Origin of the sequence: Martinezella tropici (genome assembly GCF_003287875.1) — a bacterium.
Lineage (GTDB): Bacteria > Pseudomonadota > Alphaproteobacteria > Rhizobiales > Rhizobiaceae > Rhizobium > Rhizobium tropici_C.
The window spans coordinates 296,275-317,141 of sequence record NZ_QMKK01000022.1; the positions used below are offsets into that span (position 1 = coordinate 296,275).

The window sequence follows — 20,867 nt, forward strand, 5'->3', positions numbered from 1 at the left end:
GGAGATCACGTCATGTCGTACAAGACCCTATTGACCGTTCTCGACAATCCCGGCAACACGCGCATCGCCGCCGATTTCGTGGCGGCGCTGGCGAAGGAGCACGACGCTTGCGTTGTCGGTCTTCATGCGGAAATCGTCTCGACTGTGCCGCTGGTGGCGCCGATGGAAATTCCTGATCCCGTCGCCGTGCAGGCTCTTCAGGATGCCGCTCATCATCAGGCGGTCGAAATCGAGCGGCTGTTCCGCGCAAAGATGGAAAGCGCCGGTCTCGACTATGAATGGCACAGTTTTGCCAGCACGTCCGGCTACGGCACCGAACCACTGATCGAAAGCGCCCGCAGCGCCGACCTGCTGGTTGCCGTGCAGCCGGACCCATCCAAATATGGCGACTCTCAGGTCGACGTCGAAACCTTCCTGTTCGACAGCGGCCGCCCGGTGCTTCTGATCCCCTATATATTGACCGCTCCGAAGCCGATCCGCCGCGTCCTGATCGCCTGGAACGGATCGAAGGAAGCGGCGCGTGCAACGTTCGATGCCCTACCCTTCCTGAAGGCTGCAGATTCGGTCGAGATCCTCTCGGTCAGCACATCCGAGAAAGAATCCCACCCGTCGAGGGAAACCGGCGTTCGCATCGCGGCGGCGCTGACGCGCCATGGCGTTCGCGCCAAATTCGTGACGGCGGCCTGCACCGGCAAGTCGACGCCGTCGCAGGTCATCGAAAACCGCCTGGCGGATGACAGTATCGATCTGCTTGTTATGGGTGCCTATACGCATTCCTGGCTGTGGCAAATGATCTTCGGTGGCACGACGCGCACCCTGCTGCAATCGATGACGGCGATGACGCTTCTGGCCCGCTGAGCCGCCAAAGCGCGAATCAAACGGTTTCGGGTGCGGATGTGCACCGATTGCGGGCTTTGCGGCTATTGCCTTTTGCCGGCAAATCCAGCAGAAAGCAGCGACCGATGACAGAATTCCCGCCAGGGAACCGTTCGCGCGGTCGACGGAGCATGGTCCCGAAAAAGCACATGGCTTTTTCCCGGATGAGATCCTGTTCAAGCAGATAGCAAGCGAATCGCGTTCCGGATTTGGTTCATGGTCCGCGCCCGCCGCGGGGTCTGCTCAGGGTCGCCGGCATTGCCGGCGCGTTATTATTCCATGCCCCGGAGCTTCTGCCATGTCCCTGCCCGATAAAGCCTTTCCCGTGTCCTGGGATCAGTTCCACCGCGATGCGCGCGCCCTTGCCTGGCGGCTCGCCGGTCTCAACCGCGATTTCAAGGCAATCGTCTGCATCACCCGCGGCGGCCTCGTGCCGGCCGCCATCATCTCGCGCGAACTCAATATCCGCCTGATCGAGACGGTCTGCGTCGCCTCCTACCACGACTATTCCAGCCAGGGCGAAATGAACCTGCTGAAAGGCATCGCGCCGGAACTGACGGTCAATGGCGGCGAAGGCGTGCTCGTCATCGACGACCTGACCGATACCGGCAAGACGGCCGTCGAGGTTCGCAACCTGCTGCCGAAGGCACATTTCGCCTGCGTCTATGCCAAGCCGAAGGGCGTGCCGACCATCGACACCTTCATCACGGAAGTCAGCCAGGATACCTGGATCTACTTCCCCTGGGACATGGGCTTCACCTATCAGGAGCCGATCGCCAAGGGTCACCGCGGTTAAACCGCCATTTCGCGTTGCGAATCACTCGCTGATTCTGCTGCGCGTCGAAATCGAACCGGAAGACGGTAATAGAGGTGGGCGCTGCGGCGCCCACTAGATTTAGTAGGCGTCACCATAGCGAGAAAGCGTGGGATTCAAGGGTTTCCGCCCGAATCGTGATGCGCCACAGCATGATTTCGCTGCCTTGCCAATGGTCTCGCGGTCACGGACACAAATTTGTCGTTTTCGACACCCGCAGTGATGAGGCTTGCGCCGTCATCGATCCCACAAAGGGCGAGCATCTCCCATCAAGCTCTTGATTCTTCTACTCTACTGACGTTTCCCCACTTTCCACAGGTGAGCCCACAAGATATTGTGGTTAGCAATCCATTACAAACCACCCCTTGACGGAATCGGGTCTTTCAAAGTTAATGGACGACGTTGCGGCGGCGACTGGACCAGGCGGGTTAGTGAGGGCTGGTTCTCAATTCGAAATCGGATCTTGATTCAAGGCGATTCACCTTTGCCGGTGGCCGCCGCGGGGGTTTTTGTGCCGATCTCGATGCCGTCGAAAAAATAGATGCGGGGACTGGCGGCAATAAGCTGTTAATACTATATTTAGTGTTTGCAGCCACCATCACCACAAGATACAGGAAACTCATCTCCGGGTGACACCTCCTGTCAGAAAGCGGATTGAAGACTGGCTGCGCGTTGAAATCGCGATGCCGGAATGAGAATTTTTGCGCCCTGCTTTCATGCGGGCGCACACCAACGAATGAGGATTGGGACTATGCGCATCGAACGTCGTTTTACGAAGGCCGGCCAGTCACCCTATGCGGATATCGAATTCCGCAAGGCGACCAGCGAGATCAAGAATCCGGACGGCTCGATCGTCTTCCGCCTCGAAAATATCGACGTGCCCGCGCAGTTCTCGCAGGTTGCCGCCGACATTCTCGCGCAGAAGTACTTCCGCAAGGCCGGCGTGCCCGCCAAGCTCAAAAAGGTCGAGGAGAACGACGTTCCTTCGTTCCTGTGGCGTTCCGTGCCCGACGAAGCTGCCATGAAGGATCTGCCGAAGGAGCAGCAGAGCGGCTCCGAAACCGATGCGCGCCAGGTCTTCGATCGCCTTGCCGGTACCTGGACCTATTGGGGCTGGAAGGGCGGCTACTTCTCTTCCGAGGAAGATGCTTCAGCCTTCCGTGACGAGCTTGCCTATATGCTTGCCACCCAGCGCGTCGCTCCGAACTCGCCGCAGTGGTTCAACACCGGCATGCACTGGGCCTATGGCATCGATGGCCCCGGCCAGGGCCATTTCTATGTCGATCCCTTCACCGGCAAGCTCACCAAGTCCAAGTCGGCCTATGAGCATCCGCAGCCGCATGCCTGCTTCATCCAGTCGGTCGAGGACGATCTCGTCAACGAAGGCGGCATCATGGATCTGTGGGTTCGCGAAGCCCGCCTCTTCAAGTATGGCTCCGGCACCGGCTCGAACTTCTCGATGCTGCGCGCCGAGGGTGAAAAGCTTTCCGGCGGCGGCCGCTCCTCGGGCCTGATGAGCTTCCTGAAGATCGGCGACCGCGCCGCCGGCGCCATCAAGTCGGGCGGCACGACGCGCCGCGCCGCCAAGATGGTCGTCGTCGACATCGACCATCCGGATATCGAGGAATACATCAACTGGAAGGTCAAGGAAGAGCAGAAGGTTGCCGCTCTCGTGACCGGCTCGAAGATCGTCGCCAAGCACCTGAAGGCGATCATGAAGGCGACGGTGAATTGCGAAGGCGACAATGACGATTGCTTCGATCCGGCCAAGAACCCTGCCCTGAAGCGCGAGATCCGCGCTGCCAAGAAGGACCAGGTTCCGGAAAACTACGTCCAGCGCGTCATCCAGTTCGCCCGCCAGGGCTACAAGGATCTCGAATTCAAGACCTACGACACGGACTGGGATTCGGAAGCCTATCTGACCGTATCCGGCCAGAACTCCAACAATTCCGTCTCCATCAAGGACGACTTCCTGCGCGCCGTCGAGAATGACGGCGAATGGCACCTGACCGCCCGCAAGGACGGCAAGATCATCAAGACGCTGAAGGCCCGCGACCTCTGGGAGTCCATTTCCTACGCCGCCTGGGCATCGGCCGATCCGGGCCTGCATTTCAACACGACGATGAACGACTGGCATACCAGCCCGGCTGCCGGCCCGATCCGCGCCTCCAATCCGTGCTCGGAATACATGTTCCTCGACGACACGGCCTGCAACCTTGCTTCGCTGAACCTGATGACCTTCAAGGATGCAGCGACGAAGCGCATCAACATTGCCGATTACGAGCATGCCGTCCGCCTCTGGACCGTTGTTCTCGAAGTCTCCGTGATGATGGCGCAGTTCCCCTCGCGCCGTATCGCCGAACTCTCCTACGAATACCGCACGCTCGGCCTCGGCTACGCCAATATCGGCGGCCTGCTGATGTCGTCGGGCATTCCCTATGACTCGGACGAAGCCCGCGCCATCGCCGGCTCGCTGACGGCGATCATGACCGGCATCGCCTATGCGACCTCGGCTGAAATGGCATCCGAACTCGGGACCTTCCCGATGTTCAAGCCGAACCGCGAGAACATGCTGCGCGTCATCCGCAACCATCGCCGCGCCGCCTATGGCGAGACCTCGGGCTATGAGAACCTGTCGGTCAATCCGGTGGCGCTGATCCATTCCGACAATCCGGACCAGGATCTCGTTGCCCATGCCAAGGCCGCCTGGGACAAGGCGCTGGAACTCGGCGAAAAGCACGGCTACCGCAACGCCCAGGCAACCGTGATCGCGCCGACCGGCACCATCGGCCTCGTCATGGATTGCGACACGACCGGTATCGAGCCGGACTTCGCTCTCGTAAAGTTCAAGAAGCTCGCCGGCGGCGGCTACTTCAAGATCATCAACCGTGCCGTTCCGGAAGCGCTGCGCGCTCTCGGCTACTCCGAAAGCCAGATCGCCGAGATCGAGGCCTATGCCGTCGGCCATGGCAACCTGAACCAGGCTCCCGCCATCAACCCCTCGACGCTGAAAGCCAAGGGCTTTACGGCTGAGAAGATCGATGCCGTCAACGCCGCTCTGAAGAGCGCCTTCGACATCAAGTTCGTCTTCAACCAGTGGACGCTCGGCGCCGACTTCCTGAAGGGCACGCTGAAGGTTTCCGACGAGCAGATGGCCGATATGAGCTTCAACCTGCTCGACCATCTCGGCTTCTCCAAGAAGGACATCGAGGCCGCCAATATTCATGTCTGCGGTGCCATGACGCTGGAAGGCGCGCCGTTCCTGAAGAACGAGCACCTCGCCGTCTTCGATTGCGCCAATCCCTGCGGCAAGATCGGCAAGCGCTACCTCTCGGTCGAAAGCCACATCCGCATGATGGCGGCCGCTCAGCCCTTCATCTCGGGTGCGATCTCCAAGACGATCAACATGCCGAACGAGGCGACCGTCGAGGATTGCAAGAACGCCTACATGCTGTCCTGGAAGCTCGGCCTCAAGGCCAACGCTCTTTACCGCGACGGCTCCAAGCTCAGCCAGCCGCTGAACGCTTCGCTGATCGAGGATGACAGCGACGAGGATGCGCTGGAGGAATTCCTGCAGGCGCCGGCCGCCGCGCAGGCCGTCACCATCACGGAAAAGATCGTCGAGCGCGTGATCGAGAAGGTCGTGCGCACGCAGGAAAAGCTTCCCGGTCGCCGCAAGGGCTACACCCAGAAGGCCAAGATCGGCGGACACACGATCTTCCTGCGCACCGGCGAATATGACGATGGCCGTCTCGGCGAAATCTTCCTTGACATGAACAAGGAAGGCTCGGCTCTGCGCGCCTTCATCAACAACTTCGCGATCTCCGTCTCGCTCGGCCTGCAGTATGGCGTGCCGCTCGAGGAATATGTCGACGCCTTCACCTTCACCAAGTTCGAGCCGGCCGGCATCGTCACCGGCAACGACGCCATCAAGAACGCCACATCGATCCTCGACTACGTGTTCCGCGAGCTGGCGATCTCCTATCTCGGCCGTCACGATCTTGCCCATGTCGACACCTCGGACTTCAACAACACGGCGCTCGGCCGCGGTGTTTCCGAGGGCAAGGCCGATGTCGTCTCCAAGGGCCTGACCCGCGGTTACAAGCCGACACTGGTTCCGACCGGCGGCGAACGTCCGGCAGCCGAAGCCAAGGGTTCGGCATCTGGCGCCCCGGTCCGCGGAGCCTCGCTTTCGACCGTGACCGCCTTTGCCGGCAACACGGTGCGCAAGCTGGAGCCGGCGAGCGCGGTCTCGACCTCCGAAGTCGTCGCCTTCAAGCGCGACTATGAGGAGCGCGCGAAGGAATTGGCCGAAGAGATTGCAGAGGAACTGGCGAACGAAACCGCTGAAGCCACCGGCCTCTTCACCGACAAGGCCGCAAGCGACGCGGCAACGGCCAAGACCGAAGCCAAGAAGCTCGAATCCGAACGCCGCGCCCGCTCCATCATGCAGGGCTACACCGGTAACATGTGCACGGAGTGCCAGAACTTCACGATGGTCCGGAATGGAACTTGCGAGAAGTGCGATACTTGCGGCGCGACGAGTGGGTGCAGCTGAGCATCTGATCGCACACGGATGTAGGCAGCCATTGATTCTGTCGCACGGCCACGAAAATGACGCAGTAACAGAAGGGTCGCGTATTGATGCGCGACCCTTCTGGAGAAGAGACGAAGAAAATTCCGACTCCCTGGAGATGGTTCATCTCTTCTTTGAAGACGAATTCGGCCCCCTGATATGTGCTTTCTTCAATGAATACACAAATGGTGTTTTGGACTTTCTTATACTGTAACTAGGAACGGTAACGTCATCTCCAAACTGATGCCTTTTCCATTTCCTTAATCTCGAGTTTCCACTCAAAGCAAGCGATCCCGGAACATCCGGCGAGATCGTTGACCAAAGCAAGAAACATTCAGGCGTCCTCGACGTCTGAAAGCCCTAAAGGGAACGAATAGGGATCAAAGTTAGATGGACGTGCAGATGACAGGTGGAACTACTCCCATAGGTAAGCGCCCCTATCGCGTGCTCTGCATCGACGGCGGTGGCATGAGGGGCATCTACACGGCAGCGCTTCTGGACAAGCTGACGGGCTACTACGCAAAACTCCGAGACGTCGAGGCTCTCGATATCGGCAAGGGCTTCGATCTTATAGCTGGCACGAGTACCGGAGCGATCCTCGGATGCGCTGCCGCCATCGGACGACCGATGTCATCAGTCGTGAAACTCTACGAGGATCACGGCGCGTCCATTTTCCCTCACCGCATCAAAGACGGGGTCGTCAGCCCGCTCTGGCGCGCGCTGACCAAAGGCGGCCGCATCGTCCGGGCCGGCGACAAGGCACTTCAGTCCGCGCTACAAAACGAGATGCGGGACGTCACGATGAAGCAGGTCTTGGACGGGCGCGGAATCAGCCTCTCGATCCCCGCTGTTTCCATGGAGAAACACCGTTCCTGGGTTTTCAAGAAGACCCCCAAGAGCGGCGTACGGGACGACAACTACCGCCTAGCCGATGTGTGCCTCGCGTCAAGCGCGGCGCCGATCTATCGTTCGCTCGCTGCGATCCGGGACCCGGATACAAAATCCGATAACTTTCGTGTTTTCGCCGACGGCGGCCTGTGGGCGAATAACCCTGTTCTCGTCGCCATGATCGATGCGCTCTCTTGCGCCGAACCTGATCAGCCGATCGAGATCTTCTCGATCGGGAACGTGTCTCGACCGGCCGGGTCGCAAATCCAGCCCAAAAAGGTTCATCGTTCGATGCTTTCATGGAAGCTCGGCGCTGAGATCGGGCCGCTTGCAATCGATGTCCAAGAGTTCGCCTATGATCAGATGGCTCGGTTCTTTGCCGGGCACCTGACCAAGCTAGGACGATCCGTGACCCATGTCCGCATTCCGCAGCAGGAAGCAGCGTCGACAATGCTTCAGTACCTCAGCCTCGACGAAGCTCGCCCCGAGGCCCTGAAGGCTCTCATCGCTCACGGCTACGACGATGCAGACATGGTCAAGAGCCTCTGCGACCGCACAGATCACCCAGAAGGCCGAATGATCCACAAGCTTTTCAACGAAGTCCCTGCGATGCCGAAATCGGGGATCCCGATGGAGGTGTTTCAATGAAGAACTGCGACAGTCAAATCCTGAAGTTCCAGCGCAAGATGGTGAAGCTGTCGGACGACGATCGCCTGGACATCAAGGACAAAGCCGACACCAACCGTGACCGCCTGAAAGGCGGACTACGGGTCCAGGAAAAGCCGACACCCATCGGTATGCACACCCAAGGATCATATTCGATGAAGACGATGATCCAGGAGGACGATGCAGACTATGACATCGACGACGGCGTCTACTTCAAGAAGGAAGATCTCGTCGGGCCGAACGGTGGCGAAATGTCTGCGCTCGATGTCCGGAAAATGGTATGCAACGCACTTCAGGACAGCCGCTTCAAACAGGCACCGGAGGTACGCAAGAACTGCGTGCGCGTCTATTACAACGAGGGATTCCACGTCGACGTCCCCTCCTACCGAAAGATCGAAATCAAGGATCCGATCTCCGGCGAACCGAAGACCGCCTGGGAACTGGCCGGTCCTGACTGGAAACGCTCGGACGCCAGAGCGGTTACCAAGTGGTTCAAGACAGCGAACAGCACTAAATGCTCCGATGCGAGCAAGGACGGTAACAGCGGCCAGTTCGTCCGGATGACACGGTTGATGAAAAAGTTCGCCAAAAGTCGCGGCACTTGGAAGTCGAAGACCATCTCGGGCTTCGCGATATCGCGCCTTGTCGAGGAATGCTACCTCGAGATTAGAGGTCGGAACGACAAGGCATTCAGGGATCTGATGCGGAGGATCGTTGACCGCCTGAACTACAACGACGAGATCGAGCATCCTACGCTCAAAGACGAGAACATTGTCAATTCCGGAAGCTCGAAGGTCTCCTTTTTCAAGGAATGTCTCGAAGAGAACCTCGGACATTTCGAGATCCTCGATGATCCGGACTGCACCCATGATCAGGCCATGAAGGCTTGGGACAGGGTTTTCAACACGGACTGGTTCCGAACCCAGCCGGATCCCGACGCCGAGAAGAAACTGGACAGCAGCGCCAGATCCGGCCCTTTCATCAAGCAGGGTGAGACCCGCTACGCGTCCAACGACGGAAGGTACGCATAAGGTTTTCCATGTCCTACCCGACGCCCGAGATCGATGGCTGGTTCGAATCCCTGGAAGGGGCCTTCCAGGGGAAGCTGCCAGACGACCATACTTTGATCCGGGTGTTTGGCGGTCAGGGCTGGCGTGTCCGAACCATGGGCGTGGAACTTTTGGTCGTCGCTGATCGCGACTTTCCATACTCCAAGCCACAGGCGTTCATCGGGCAGTACGATCCCCAGGATCCCAGACCACACATAGAACCCGCCCCACTCCTCGGCGAGATCGCCAGGATTTGCCTCGATACGCCGACCGCCCCTGCCGATCCTCTAGGTGCCGTGAAGGCTGCCTTTCACGATGCTCGCAAGCTCCTACAGGCGAACGAAAATGGCGACGAGGACGGCGATTTTGAAAACGACTTCGGATCGTACTGGGCACACTATCTTCCCCAGAACGCGCGGTCAGCTCGATTAAGCCTGGCGGGCGTTAGGGAGGGGTTGGGTGCATACTTTTATTATTCGAAGGACGACGCCTATTACTGTTTCCCGAACAAGGTGTCGCTCAGAAGGTTTTCGAAGCACCTCTGGAACGTCTTCATTCGCGAGCCGCATCAGTTCCCCGTCATCGAACTGCGTCGCATTCCGCGTCCCGATCGGTATCCGAAGGATGCGGAGGGATTTCTTGCTTTCCTTAGACGGTACTCATCCGGGGGAATGGCAACTGTGGGCGCGCTCCTTCGTCCTTGTCCGCGACGGCTTCCGGTCGTTTTCTCGGCGGAAGCGCGGGATGGGCGCCAGTTCAAGGTGGCCGTCGAGCTTTCGCTTCGGGTGGATAAAAGGGGGCGGCCACCTCACAAGGCACCTGTCCAATCGAAGCTGGCGGACGAGGATGTCATCCGACTTTACGATGTTGGCCGGTTGGACACGAAGGACATCGAATCCTCGCGTAGCCGCCTGCCTGATCCCGAGGTTGCCCGCTTACCCAAGACGGTGGTCATCGTCGGATGCGGCGCCTTGGGTTCCGGCGTCGCGTCCTTGCTGGCAAAGTCTGGCGTCTCCCGGTTGGTCCTGATCGACAACGAGATTCTTGGATGGGAGAATATCCGCCGACACGAACTCGGTGCAGAAAGCGTCGGCATCGCGAAAGTCGACGCTCTCAAGGCGAGACTCGAGCGGCTGATTCCGTCACTGGAGGAGGTCGTCGCCTATCGCACCACCCTGCGAAAGGCAATCGCCGAAAAGCCGGGACTGATGGATGATGTCGATCTGATCGTTTCGACCACAGGCGATTGGGGCTGCGACGTCTTCTTGGATAACAAGGTCAAGGAACTTGGGAAGTCCCTGCCGGTCGTCTACGCATGGACAGAAGCCTATGGGCTCGCCAGCCATGCGGTGCTGATCTCAGGAAAGGACAAATCGTTCGTCGAGGGATTCGACGTCAATGGCAGCTTCATGGGCAAGGCGTCGCACACCGATCTGCCACCGCCGGCGGAGTGCGGAAACAGCACGTCGCCCTTCGGTGCGGTCGAAGTCGCCCAATCGCAGGCGCTTGCTGCGCGGCTCGCTCTCGAAGCCCTTTCAGGATTTAACAAAAGCACAGTCTGGCGTACATGGACGGCCGAAGAAAGCACGGTGGGCGCCGCCGAAGGATGTTGGACTGAGTACTGGCTGAGGGAGCACGGAACCCCGCCGAGACATGGTGGCATTACTGAGAGTGATTGGTCTTTTTGATGGAACGCCTGACCTATCGATTCGGCGACCTCGTGGTCGATCTGATGCCGTCGGCCTTATCGACGATGCTCGCTCACCAGCAGAAACGATTTATGCAGAAGGAGGCTGGCGGCCAGATGTTCGCGTCCCTTTCAGAGAACTACTGGCGGATCGACGTGGCGACCGGCCCCCGACTTGGAGATCGTCGGGGGATGTTTCACTTCTGGCCGGACCGGCGAGCTGAGCAAGAAGAGATCAATCGCTTTTACGAGCAAGGCTTAGAATTCATCGGCGACTGGCATACTCATCCACAAAACGTCCCGCGTCCATCCGCGCAGGACTTTGCAAGCACGGAGAACATCCTGCGAGAGTCGCATCATGACCTGCCAGGACTTCTCATGTGCATTCTCGGCCGGCGTGAACCGCCGGTTGGTCTGTGGATGTCCTTCCATCCGATCGGTGGTGGAATGAGGAAGGACGAGGCAACTGTCAGCAAGGAGGAGAAGCCTCAACGACGAAAGGCTAAGTGGATCTAGCTGAACGGCAATGGAATCCGACGTGCCGGCTAGAAGCGATGCTATAGCAAGACTTCCTCGTTCGGCTCCAAAATGAAAACCAAATTGGTGTCGAGATAAGACCAGGGGTCGTCGAGAAGCCCAGAGCCAGGAGTCCGCCTAGAGACGCTTGCGGAATAGCTCCGTCACCACCGGAACCGCGTGCGGGTTCGAAAATGGCATCGTCCGGTCGCCGCGCGGTATCGAGACCAACGTGGATGGCGACCATTCCGCATCGCTATTTTGAACGCCCTCTCCCGACCTGCAAACCGTCAATCTTGATCATCGTCTGCATAGCTTTCAGCCGAATTTTCGTACCAACGATCCACTTCCAAGGGCACGCTGCCGTTCTCCAGGTAGTCTTCGACTTCAAGGAAAGCTCGGCCTAGGGAGTTTACTTTGACCTCCAGGATGTGACCCTCGACCTCGATTGACCCGTCGTCGATCGGTTCTGCGTACTCGAAATCCATCCACGGAAAGCTCTCGTTCATGAAGTTGCCGAGATCGCTGTACGGCACCCAGCGATCGAACTCAAAAACCGGCTCTCCCCTTGGATCGCCGTAGAACAGGGTGCTGTTACGAAAGTTGAGTGTCTTGTTCACCCACTCGTCGACAACAAGGAATACCGCATCTTCCTCCTGCTTCTCCAGAACCTCCCGCATGAGCGGGACGTCGAGCAGCATGCGAACCCTGCGTACCGATCTGGCATCCGAGGAAATCCCTTGCCGCAGGAACTCACCAGCCGATGCGTTCAGAACCTGGTCTGCAGGAATCTCGAGTGACCATCTTCCTCCACCGTGTTCCTCGACGAGCTCGGGATCCACGCGCTGCCAGACAGTCTGGCCGGTCGTTGGATTGTGAAGGATGATGAAGACCGGCAGGATATGACGTCGCCAATAGTCCAAATGAATTCGCTCGCCATAGAAGACGTAATTATCGCCGCGCTTTTTGAAATATGAATCGCCGGTCTTGATTTGCAGGGCGATCAACTGCCCGGTCGGTACGCCATCGTCCTTGGGCTCGACATGCGCGTCGATGCCGTAGTCGCTGATTGTCTGCTCGCGGAAGATCCAGCCCATATGCAGGAAAATGGCCTCTACCGCGTTCACGCCGACCCGCTCCGTCTGGTTACTATCCGCCATTACAGCCACCCCTACCGCTCGATCGGTTTATCTCGCCATGCTTCCCTCAACTTCTATCGAATCTTTTGATCGCGAGGAAAGCTCTGCAACCTATGTTCAAGCAAGTCGCTGCGGGGGATATGACGCCAATGAGAATTTATGCCATCGGGGACGTGCACGGGCGCGCCGATCTCCTGGATGCTCTCCTGTCGCATCTTCGGAAGGATTCCCTTCGAACGTCGACGCCGTACCGGGTGATCTTTCTCGGCGATATCATCGATCGCGGCCCGTGGAGCAAGCGCGCCATGGATCTGGTCATCGCTACTCTTCTGAACGTTCCGGGCAGCACGCTGCTCCGCGGAAACCATGAAGACTTTGTGCTGCGATTTATCGACAACCCCTTTAATCGAGACTACGAATTGATGAACTGGATGTACAACGGAGGCGTCGCAACGGCCCTTTCGTATGGCGTTACACCAGCAGAACATTGGGGAGAACTCCAGCGCATGATCCCGGAGATGCTAGCGGCGCTGGAGGCGCACCCTTCCCATATTGCCGCCATGCGCGACGCGGAGCACAAAGTAGTTGACCAAGGCCACGTTTTTGTCCACGCCGGCCTTCGCCCGGATGTGAGCTTCAGCGGGCAGTCGATATATGACATGATGACGATACGTTCCGATTTCCTGGACGTGGACTACGACTTCGGCATGCCGGTTGTTCACGGCCACACGGTGACCGCCTCCCGCCTTCCCGAAGTCCACAACTATCGTATCGCTCTTGATACCGGCGCCGAGGAGACAGGGTTCTTGACGGCTGTGGCTGTAGAGGACGGCGCAGTACGATCCTTTGTGAGCACCTGGATGTCGGAAACGGAAACGATCGGAGTCGAAGAGGTCACGCCAAGCTCTTTCCATCTCGTTCCGTGTGGTTGAGGATTGGCTGGAGCCCTAGCTCGCCCATGAAGAAGTCCGACATCGTGGCTTCGAAAGATTCGTCATCCCTGAATTTTCGAACGACGAGAACCTTGCCGTCGGTAATCCTCTCAAGCTGCCCGGCGTCCTTCTGGGCGTCGGTCAGGACCACGCGAAAATCTCGCCCATCCAGTGTGAAGCCCACCAAAACTGTCCGAAACCACGGATCCATGTCGTCGCGGACGGATCGCTTTCCGGTCAGCGTCCATCTGATGACATTGAGAACCGTGGTCTTTCCTCTGAGGTTGTGCTCGCTAAGGACTGCCCAGACGCCCGGTCCCAGTGCATCCCACTTGAAGTCGAACGGAACGGAGCTGTTGCCCTTCACACCTGAAAACTGGATGGAAGTGATTGTCAGCCTCTGTGGCACGGCCTTGGTCTGCCGCGCGGATATCCCGTTGCGAGCGAGGACGTCTTTAACATGGTCAACGTCGCTTCCAGCCTTTGCTGCGATCATCTCCAACCAGGCTTTCCTGCCCTCGTCGTCCGGCTGGATCATGGTGCCGTCGGTCATACGAGCTCCTCCAATGCCTCTAGTCTCTTTAGGACGCGCTCCGCGATGGTTGGTATGAGATCGCCGGTCTGCGCTTCATGATATTCCTTTTGCGCGTGCTGCCTTTTCTTAAGGTCAAATCCACCCCGGCCGTTCGCGACATTCAGTACGAGTTCGGTTCTGGCGCGATACCACTCGAGCGTTGGAAACGCGGATACGATCTCGTCGAGCTTCTGCCTCGAGAACGCCCCTGTGAGGAAGTCATGGCTCGACCTGCCGTCCATCGCCTTGCGCGTGCGCGGCAGAACAAGACCTCGTGACTTGAGTATTCCGAGGGAGGTATCCAGAGGCTCGTAGGCACCGAAATAGCGTCTCAACATCGGGATTTTGCGAAGGCTCGGTTCCTCGTTTTCGAAAATCCGCCTCGCCTGCGCGAGAAGAAAGACGTCGTGACAGTGCTCGTATTGCGAAAGCATCTCGTCTGCTAGGTAGTCCGGGTAACGAACCCAAAAATCCAAGGCCTGTAGCCTCGACTCCCCGGCGAAAACACGATCATGTTCTGGATATGCGGGATCGTTGAATCCGTTGGAGCCAGCCAAGATAATGAAGAATATTCGGAGGGCGTCTCGGCGGTAGTCGTGTTCTTCCATATGCGATGCTCTGCAGTGGGTGATGGCGTCGCGAGCTAATTTCGTTGAACTACCAAAAAGTGCAATCTGAATCTGAGTGATAGAGCGAAAAGAGTAACAGGATCATCCACGGAGGCATCGGGGAATTTCGCGGCTCCGGAACTAGGAAATGAACGAGACTGGCTTCCGATCCTATTTCCGCGAGCATGCGAGCGACTTCGTATTGTCGCAGCCATAAACTAGCGGCGTAGAACTACAACACGCCGGTCCATTTCAAAGCCATGATTGTCCATCCCGCCAGCATCGCAGGAAAGAGGCTGTACACCACGGCGTGAGCCACCCATAGGGCGAGCTGCGTGCTGTCGCTGAGGACGCTCGACCCGCTGTAAAAATAGGCGAACGAAGACGCCGCAACGAATGCGACGATAGTGACAAAGATAAGCCCCCAAACCCTGAGGGCCAAGCATGTCGACACCAGCAGGACGATCGCAAACGGCATGATCCAGGCTCTATTTTCCTGGAGCCATCCTGCGTGGTAGAACGGGTCTCTCAACGTCTGCGTGCCCAATAGGCCCGGTATCAGAGTGACGACGGCCCACGTTACGCCGCCGACGACGTAGTCTAGTGCCTTGTCTGCGATCTTGTCTCCCAAACCCGCCACTGCCGCCTCCTATTGCGCACAGCGGTCGAGATCGTAGTTCACGGCGAAGGGCAGATATGACTGGAACCTGTAGCAGTACTCGTTGTCGTTCGCGCGTACCGTGATCACATGTTCGGATAGAAAAAGTGAATTGTGCAGTAATGCTCGGCGGTCGAGCGTCGTCGAGAACCGTTGCTGCTTGAAGTCTCCGATAAATTCAGATCTCTGTGTTTCGACGGAACTCAGATAAGCGTCATAGTATTCGGGAGCCCCTGCTGCTTTCGTGTCCGCCAGGGCCAGCAACGCCGGCATGGCGATCCGAGCATTGCCCGCGCTCTCACCGCCGAGCGACACGTCGGTCTGGAAACTCACGCTGCTTCCGTCCAATACGACGCGTGAATTTACTTCGAGATCGATCCCTTCGCCGGAGACAGTCTGACGGATCGGGTAGATCGGCTTGCCTTCCTCGATATTGACGACTTTCAGCAGTCCTCGCTGCGCAATCGAGTTCGCGGCCAATACCTGGAGCACGGCGCCGGGCAGAAATTGCTCCCTGTCGACGGCCACTACCTCCGCGAACGGCGACGCGGTCGCTTTGGCGGTCTGAGTTTCGACCCTCCACACCTGAGATTCCGCCTTATTGTTGGTGAATGCGTTCAGCACGGTCCTGTCGATTTCGGGATCCTTGAAGCTCTGGAGCTGCTGCGACCGTGACTGGCGATCGTGCGCACCGGGCCGGAAGTCCTTTACAGATATGCCTGCCAAGCCCCAGTAGAGGTTCTGAATGTGATCCTGCCCCACGTTTTCGATCTCGTATCGCAGGCAGAATTCTGCGGTCTTTCCTGTCGCGGCCCGGTCGGAAAAAGTCCGGACCGGATACGCCTTGGAGGATTCGTAGAATTCCTTCTTCTCCGAAGTTACCGAGGCATTCCTCCCGACTTGAAGACCGCCGTCGTCTGTTTTAGTCAGGCACGCTGCAGGCTGCGCTACCGAGGGCGCCGCGCCAAAGCCGACTAACATTGGAAGCAAGATGGAAAGGTATCGCATCCTCATCAGCACATTCCCCGACCTATCTGCACGGACGTTTTCGAGACAATACAGCTTTTGCATGCGGCGTAAAGCAAGCGTCGGGAAGCGATTCACCGAGCGCCCAAATTCACAGTTGCTCGCAATTTTATCAATTTGATTGCCAGACCTGCAACACGTGTCCCGATATGACATGTTCGACTTCCAATGCGAGATATTACGGATGACAGATTTGAGAGCCGAGGCCCTTAGCAAGGCGAAGGAGGCGATCCGAAACCTTCAGAAGCAGATTTCGGACCGGCTGTTCAAGATGGCGGACAAAGTCGACGGACTTCTCGAGCATCTGTCTCCGAAAGAAGTTGTGCACTTTCTATATGCCGGTTGTGAAATGGATGTAGCCGAAGCATCGACGTATCTTAAGGTGGGAAAAACGCTGAAGGGCTCCGAGGACCTGCTTAGGGAAGCACGTATCCAGTTCCCAGTTCTAAAGGCGCTAGCTGCGGCAGATGACGAGACCCGAGGCGAAGCTATCTCCAGGATTGCCGCAGGGGCGACGTCGGGTTCAGGGACGTGTCCGCCATTCGCGCCAATATTCGAAACAGCAAGAAAACTTTCCTAGAGCGGTCGGTCACGGCTGGCTTCCAAAGTTCGACAAGGACGGCACGTCGGCGGGCGCTGGAGGCCTCGCGCGTCGTCGACAAGGCTGCCGCCGAGCTCCTCGCCCTCCTATACGCCTACCGCCAGAGGAAGATGCCGGAGGAGCACCACGCGTCCGCCCGCACGCGCATCCAAAACTGTGCAGCAGATCTACTGCCGCATTTCGTGTCCGCTTATGGGACCTACGACCTATCTCCACAGGACACCCTGAGGCTTCCGCTGCACTCTAGCGAACGCCCCTTAGCGCTCGCCCACGCCGCGATCACCGCCCTCGCCTCAGGCCGTTTTGGCGGGGAGTTTGGACTTGCCCTCGACCTATCCAGCTTGGAAGCGCAATGGGCGACAAATTTCCAAGAATGCATTCAACCGATCACATCGACCGCCGCACCCATCATGCATGATGTCGTACTGACCCAGCCGGCGCCGCTAACTCGTCTTCCGACGCAGAAACTGACCGTAGTCGAACTGTGCGCGGGCGCCGGCGGAATGTCTCTGGGCCTCGAAGACGCCGGGTTTCATCCTCTCGCCCTTTTCGAATTCGACAAGCATGCGGCCGCGACCCTACGGCTCAACAGGCCGCTTTGGAACGTGGTCGAGGGCGACATCCGCCAAGTGGATTTCACCGAATACAGATCGGCAGGTGTCGACTTACTTGTGGGAGGACCGCCTTGTCAGGGCTATTCCGTAGATGGAAAAGGCCTCGGCAAAGACGACCCCAGAGATCTGTTGCTCGAATGCGCGCGGGCGGCGCGCGAAATGCTACCAAAGGCGTTCGTCTTTGAGAACGTTGCCGGCCTCCTGAATGCCAAACACGCAGACCACCTTGGAAACTTCCTCAGGCAATTGAGGAAGTCTGGATACGCTGTACAAATTGTTCGCATGGAAGCGGAGGATTATGGGGTAGCTCAAGAACGGACCCGGATGCTGTTCGTCGGAATGCATCAAGCTGCAATGGGCGCCTTCCAAGCTCCACCGGTCTTTCCAGAATGGCGACTTAATCTGGGCGACGTCCTTGAAGACCTCATGGCTGCCAATGGATGGACAGGCGCGAAGGAATGGGCGGAAGCCCGCCGCAATCATGTGGTCGTTCGCAATGGCATTGAAAAGCGTGGCGCGCTGGCCTCGACCGTGGTCGGCCGCAAGGGAGGCTCGCGCGAGAAAGAAGCGCTACGCTGGGCAACAAAAGGCATCAACATTGCGACCGTTGCCGACGCTGCGCCGACGCAACACCAGGCCGACGTCTCAGGCCCCGGATTTCTTCCTCAGCTCACTCTAAGGATTCGAGCCCGTCTTCAGGGCTTCCGAGACGATTGGGATTTTGTTGGCGGCAAGGACTCGAGCGCGCGTCAGATTGGCAATGCTGTCCCGCCGATCCTTGGCCAAGCCATCGGCCTTGCGGTTCGGGCAGCGCTCACCAACAAACGTTTCGATTACGAGGCTGTGCTAATCCGGTCTGTGCAGATCCAAGAGCGCGTCCTGCTCGATGCAGTGCCGCCGCTTCAACCTCTCGCTTCAGAGGGCTTCGACGCCGAGAAGGCACCTTCACCGCGGGAACCGGCGAACTAATTTAGAGCGGCGCGATCGAGTGCTTCGCAAGGAGGCCGCTGGTGAACCGGCAGGACTCGAACCTGCAATCGTTATGAGCGGTCAGCACTAACCAATTGAGCTATAGGCCCGGCAACGCTTCCTTAGAAACTACCTGGTCACGTATCAAGAGCGGCAAAGGCATGACGTCGACGTTTGTCGTCTCATTTCGAGCACCTTCACGATGTCGTTAGCAACTTCTCGAAAATGATGACCATCGGCCTGCTCTATCGTGGTCCCCTGCAGTCGTATCAGCAGGACCTCAGCCAGACCGTTTACTGAGTTTTGCCAATCGGCAGTATTCGCGATGTTGCCGGAGCCGGGCATGAACACAACCACCGTCTCCTATCTTTTGATAAAGCTGGGAGAAAAAATTGAGAGCCGCAAGCCATTCCATCAACATGAGATCGTGACGCCTGCCGCAAAGCGGTGGTATTGTTAATCGCGCCCTAGCCGATGGTTTCCTAGAGCCTACCGCGCCCCTTTCATCACCTCCCCCAAGGTCGGGCCTCTTTCGAGCACCACATCGATCAGATCGTCGAGCGCGAGCATGCAGACCAAACCGCCCTCAGTATCTACGATCGCCGGTGTCCCGTTGCAAGCGCACGTTGTCAGGATGAAAAGCCGACGCCTCGCGTCGCGAAGCCGAAGTGGGATCCCTCCCGCTTCTAGGATCGTTTTCTCGACAAGGATGCGCGCTTCGGCGGTCCCGGTTCCCTTCAGGCTGCGCACGACGATTTTCCAGTCCACCTCCGGCCTCGGATTGACCTTGGTCATCTCGAACTCTCCCGAATGATACGCCTGACCTCGTCTCCCTCGATGAGCGCCGTGTCCACCAGCACGTTGGCGATACGTTCGACGGCCGCGCGAAACCGCGTGATGATTTCTCGACTTCGCTCCATTTCCCGCCGTAGAAGCCGCTCCACCCTTGCTGCGACGACGGGGTTGTTCTGACGGACGAGATCACGCTGCTTGATGTCGTTTAGATTGAAGTACGCGAGCCCTTCGCCCATGCCGAACTGTAGTTCCAACCTCGTGGCAAGGTCGCTCGCCTTGTGCAGGTCGCAGCCTTCCGCCGCTCCGGCGCCATCGAAGGCGGTATTAGTGATCACCTCCTCTGCAGCCCGCCCGGCCAGCGTCATAGCGATGAGATCGAGATAGCCCTGACGATCCCATACGGGCTCTTCGTCGAATTCGAAATGCGCGAAACCGAGAGGGTACGAGATGTGAGCCTCCCACGGGACCGCCACGGCCCGAAGATAACCGACGCCGAGTCGAAGTCCGACGACGGCGTGGCCGGCCTCGTGAACAGCGATCGCTCGCCGTTCGCTGCCGACGATCTTCTTTGGCTTCGGAAGCACAGCTAGGACGTCTTCGATGGCGACTGCTCGCCCCGCTCTTCTGGCGATCCTTTTCGCTTCACGACCGGCTTTGGCGAAATGAGCTCCTGCCAATCCCGCGGTCGCTGCGGCGATCGACGCGATGTCTTCGTCGGAAACGTCGTCGCCGAAGTAAAAGCGTGAAAGGTGCTTGCGCTCCTCGGCGTCCGGCAGCGGGATTCTGATGTGGCGGTCGAGCCTTCCAGGGCGAAGAAGTCCGGCGTCGATCACCTCGGGATGGTTCGTCGCTCCGATGACGACCACCCCATCAAGCCTGTCGTGGCCGTCCATCAACTCGAGAAGGAAGTTGATCACCTGGCACCAATAGGTCTCGTGCTCGTTTCCGACAAGCCGGGTTCGGTCGCTGATCCCGTCGAACTCGTCGATGAAAAGGACAGCCGGTTTATGCGCAGTCGCCTCCTCAAAACACCTGCGCATCGCCTTCAAGGTATCATCGAGATGCCCCGCTGCCTGCCATCGTGCGACAGAGGTGGCTACGAGATGGGCACCGCATGACCGTGCTAGCGCGCTGGCGAAGGTCGTCTTTCCAGTTCCGGGCGCTCCGCTCAGAAGCAGCCCCCGGTCGACGTCCGCCCACACGAGCGTCCCTTTCCTCCATGCCTCGATATCCTCGGCGAGAGAAAGTCCCCAGGTCTTTGCCTCGCCATATCCTGCGAGATCTTCGAGGCGCGGCCCGTCCACGGCGGGCCGAGCGGTTGCTTTCACCTCGGTTAGGCGGGCAAGCACGCTCGAAGCAGGCCGTCCCGTTCTGAAGGCCGCGAAGACATCCGAAAGAGGATATTCCATCAACTTCTTTGCGTCCGCCGAATCGACGTTTTGACCCGCAAACTTTTTTGCGGCAGCGACAAGATGGAAAGGGCGGACCGGCGTGACGTCTACGACGCGATCGGCAGCCAGAGCGATCTCTCTCGACATCGCATATCCCGAGGGCCAGACGATCAGTAGCAATAGCTTCAATTTCAAATAGCTTTTGATCCTCTGAACATCGACGCCGCCTTTGATACCCAACCTCGGAGACGCAACTGTAAAGTTGGCTAGACCGTCCGCCTCGCGCACCAGGATGTTCGCTGCGGCGACGTATTCCTCGAACGCAGACCCGACAGGAAGCCTCAGAGCGATCACGATTTGCTGACCGGGCTGGTTATTCCGTTTAAAGGCTCCGCCGAGTCGCGCCGCGGATTTCAAAGTAAGTGCATAAGCCACGCGCTCAAGTGTCACCGTGTGGCGACCTTGTGGGAGATCATTCATTCCACCCT

17 protein-coding genes are annotated in these 20,867 nt (G+C 58.4%); 10 read left to right on the forward strand and 7 right to left on the reverse strand.

All coding sequences use genetic code 11. The features are described from left to right. Nucleotides 1–12 precede the first annotated feature (12 nt). The 7 genes from DQ393_RS06710 (at nt 13) to DQ393_RS06740 (ending at nt 11,072) form a co-directional block, all read left to right on the forward strand. Complete coding sequence (locus DQ393_RS06710; RefSeq protein WP_112340990.1) at nt 13–858, forward strand: universal stress protein; 846 nt, start codon at nt 13–15, stop codon at nt 856–858. A 316-nt stretch (nt 859–1,174) separates the two neighbouring features. Then, nucleotides 1,175–1,672, forward strand: coding sequence for a xanthine phosphoribosyltransferase (gene gpt, locus DQ393_RS06715; protein ID WP_112340991.1), 498 nt, complete (start codon nt 1,175–1,177; stop codon nt 1,670–1,672). A gap of 769 nt (nt 1,673–2,441) precedes the next feature. Next, nucleotides 2,442–6,248, forward strand: a complete 3,807-nt coding sequence (locus DQ393_RS06720) for a vitamin B12-dependent ribonucleotide reductase (RefSeq protein ID WP_112340992.1) — start codon at nt 2,442–2,444, stop codon at nt 6,246–6,248. Between the two features lie 408 nt (nt 6,249–6,656). Next, nucleotides 6,657–7,802: a patatin-like phospholipase family protein gene (locus DQ393_RS06725; protein WP_245430270.1), complete on the forward strand. Its 1,146-nt coding sequence runs from the start codon at nt 6,657–6,659 to the stop codon at nt 7,800–7,802. Further along, nucleotides 7,799–8,851 (forward strand): cyclic GMP-AMP synthase DncV-like nucleotidyltransferase, encoded by a 1,053-nt coding sequence (locus DQ393_RS06730; RefSeq protein WP_112340993.1) that lies wholly within the window; start codon nt 7,799–7,801, stop codon nt 8,849–8,851. Before DQ393_RS06725 ends, DQ393_RS06730 begins: the two co-directional genes overlap by 4 nt. An 8-nt stretch (nt 8,852–8,859) precedes the next feature. Next, on the forward strand, nt 8,860–10,557 hold the full coding sequence (locus DQ393_RS06735) for a ThiF family adenylyltransferase (protein ID WP_112340994.1): 1,698 nt from the start codon (nt 8,860–8,862) through the stop codon (nt 10,555–10,557). After that, nucleotides 10,557–11,072 carry a Mov34/MPN/PAD-1 family protein gene (locus DQ393_RS06740; RefSeq protein WP_112340995.1) on the forward strand — a complete coding sequence of 172 codons (516 nt, stop codon included), beginning with the start codon at nt 10,557–10,559 and terminating at the stop codon, nt 11,070–11,072. Before DQ393_RS06735 ends, DQ393_RS06740 begins: the two co-directional genes overlap by 1 nt. A 290-nt stretch (nt 11,073–11,362) precedes the next feature. On the opposite strand, the gene DQ393_RS06745 is transcribed toward DQ393_RS06740, so the two are convergent. Beyond that, nucleotides 11,363–12,232, reverse strand: coding sequence for a DUF4365 domain-containing protein (locus tag DQ393_RS06745; RefSeq protein ID WP_112340996.1), 870 nt, complete (start codon nt 12,230–12,232; stop codon nt 11,363–11,365). 92 nt (nt 12,233–12,324) lie between these two features. On the opposite strand from DQ393_RS06745, the gene DQ393_RS06750 reads away from it, so the two are divergent. Continuing rightward, nucleotides 12,325–13,143 (forward strand): metallophosphoesterase, encoded by an 819-nt coding sequence (locus DQ393_RS06750; protein ID WP_245430271.1) that lies wholly within the window; start codon nt 12,325–12,327, stop codon nt 13,141–13,143. On the opposite strand, the gene DQ393_RS06755 is transcribed toward DQ393_RS06750, so the two are convergent. From DQ393_RS06755 to DQ393_RS06770, 4 genes are all read right to left on the reverse strand, one after another. Then, on the reverse strand, nt 13,106–13,696 hold the full coding sequence (locus tag DQ393_RS06755; RefSeq protein ID WP_112340997.1) for a hypothetical protein: 591 nt from the start codon (nt 13,694–13,696) through the stop codon (nt 13,106–13,108). The two genes, DQ393_RS06750 and DQ393_RS06755, sit on opposite strands and share 38 nt — an antisense overlap. Then, the gene (locus DQ393_RS06760) at nt 13,693–14,325 is read right to left on the reverse strand and encodes a hypothetical protein (protein ID WP_112340998.1); all 633 of its coding nucleotides are present in this window, start codon (nt 14,323–14,325) and stop codon (nt 13,693–13,695) included. The genes DQ393_RS06755 and DQ393_RS06760 overlap by 4 nt, the downstream gene beginning before the upstream one ends. A 232-nt stretch (nt 14,326–14,557) precedes the next feature. Continuing rightward, nucleotides 14,558–14,965, reverse strand: a complete 408-nt coding sequence (locus DQ393_RS06765; protein WP_112340999.1) for a hypothetical protein — start codon at nt 14,963–14,965, stop codon at nt 14,558–14,560. A gap of 9 nt (nt 14,966–14,974) precedes the next feature. After that, nucleotides 14,975–15,997, reverse strand: a complete 1,023-nt coding sequence (locus tag DQ393_RS06770; protein WP_146758964.1) for a hypothetical protein — start codon at nt 15,995–15,997, stop codon at nt 14,975–14,977. A gap of 166 nt (nt 15,998–16,163) precedes the next feature. Here DQ393_RS06770 and DQ393_RS33780 point away from each other — a divergent pair, with 166 nt between their 5' ends. Both DQ393_RS33780 and DQ393_RS06775 read left to right on the forward strand, forming a co-directional pair. Continuing rightward, nucleotides 16,164–16,589: a hypothetical protein gene (locus DQ393_RS33780; protein ID WP_245430272.1), complete on the forward strand. Its 426-nt coding sequence runs from the start codon at nt 16,164–16,166 to the stop codon at nt 16,587–16,589. Beyond that, a complete protein-coding gene (locus DQ393_RS06775) occupies nt 16,541–18,193 on the forward strand; it encodes a DNA cytosine methyltransferase (protein ID WP_245430273.1) in 1,653 nt (550 codons plus the stop codon). Before DQ393_RS33780 ends, DQ393_RS06775 begins: the two co-directional genes overlap by 49 nt. A 489-nt stretch (nt 18,194–18,682) precedes the next feature. Here the strand turns inward: DQ393_RS06775 and DQ393_RS06790 are convergent, their stop codons facing one another. After that, complete coding sequence (locus DQ393_RS06790; RefSeq protein ID WP_112341002.1) at nt 18,683–18,988, reverse strand: hypothetical protein; 306 nt, start codon at nt 18,986–18,988, stop codon at nt 18,683–18,685. Next, a complete protein-coding gene (locus DQ393_RS06795; protein WP_112341003.1) occupies nt 18,985–20,859 on the reverse strand; it encodes an AAA family ATPase in 1,875 nt (624 codons plus the stop codon). Before DQ393_RS06795 ends, DQ393_RS06790 begins: the two co-directional genes overlap by 4 nt. Nucleotides 20,860–20,867 lie beyond the last annotated feature (8 nt).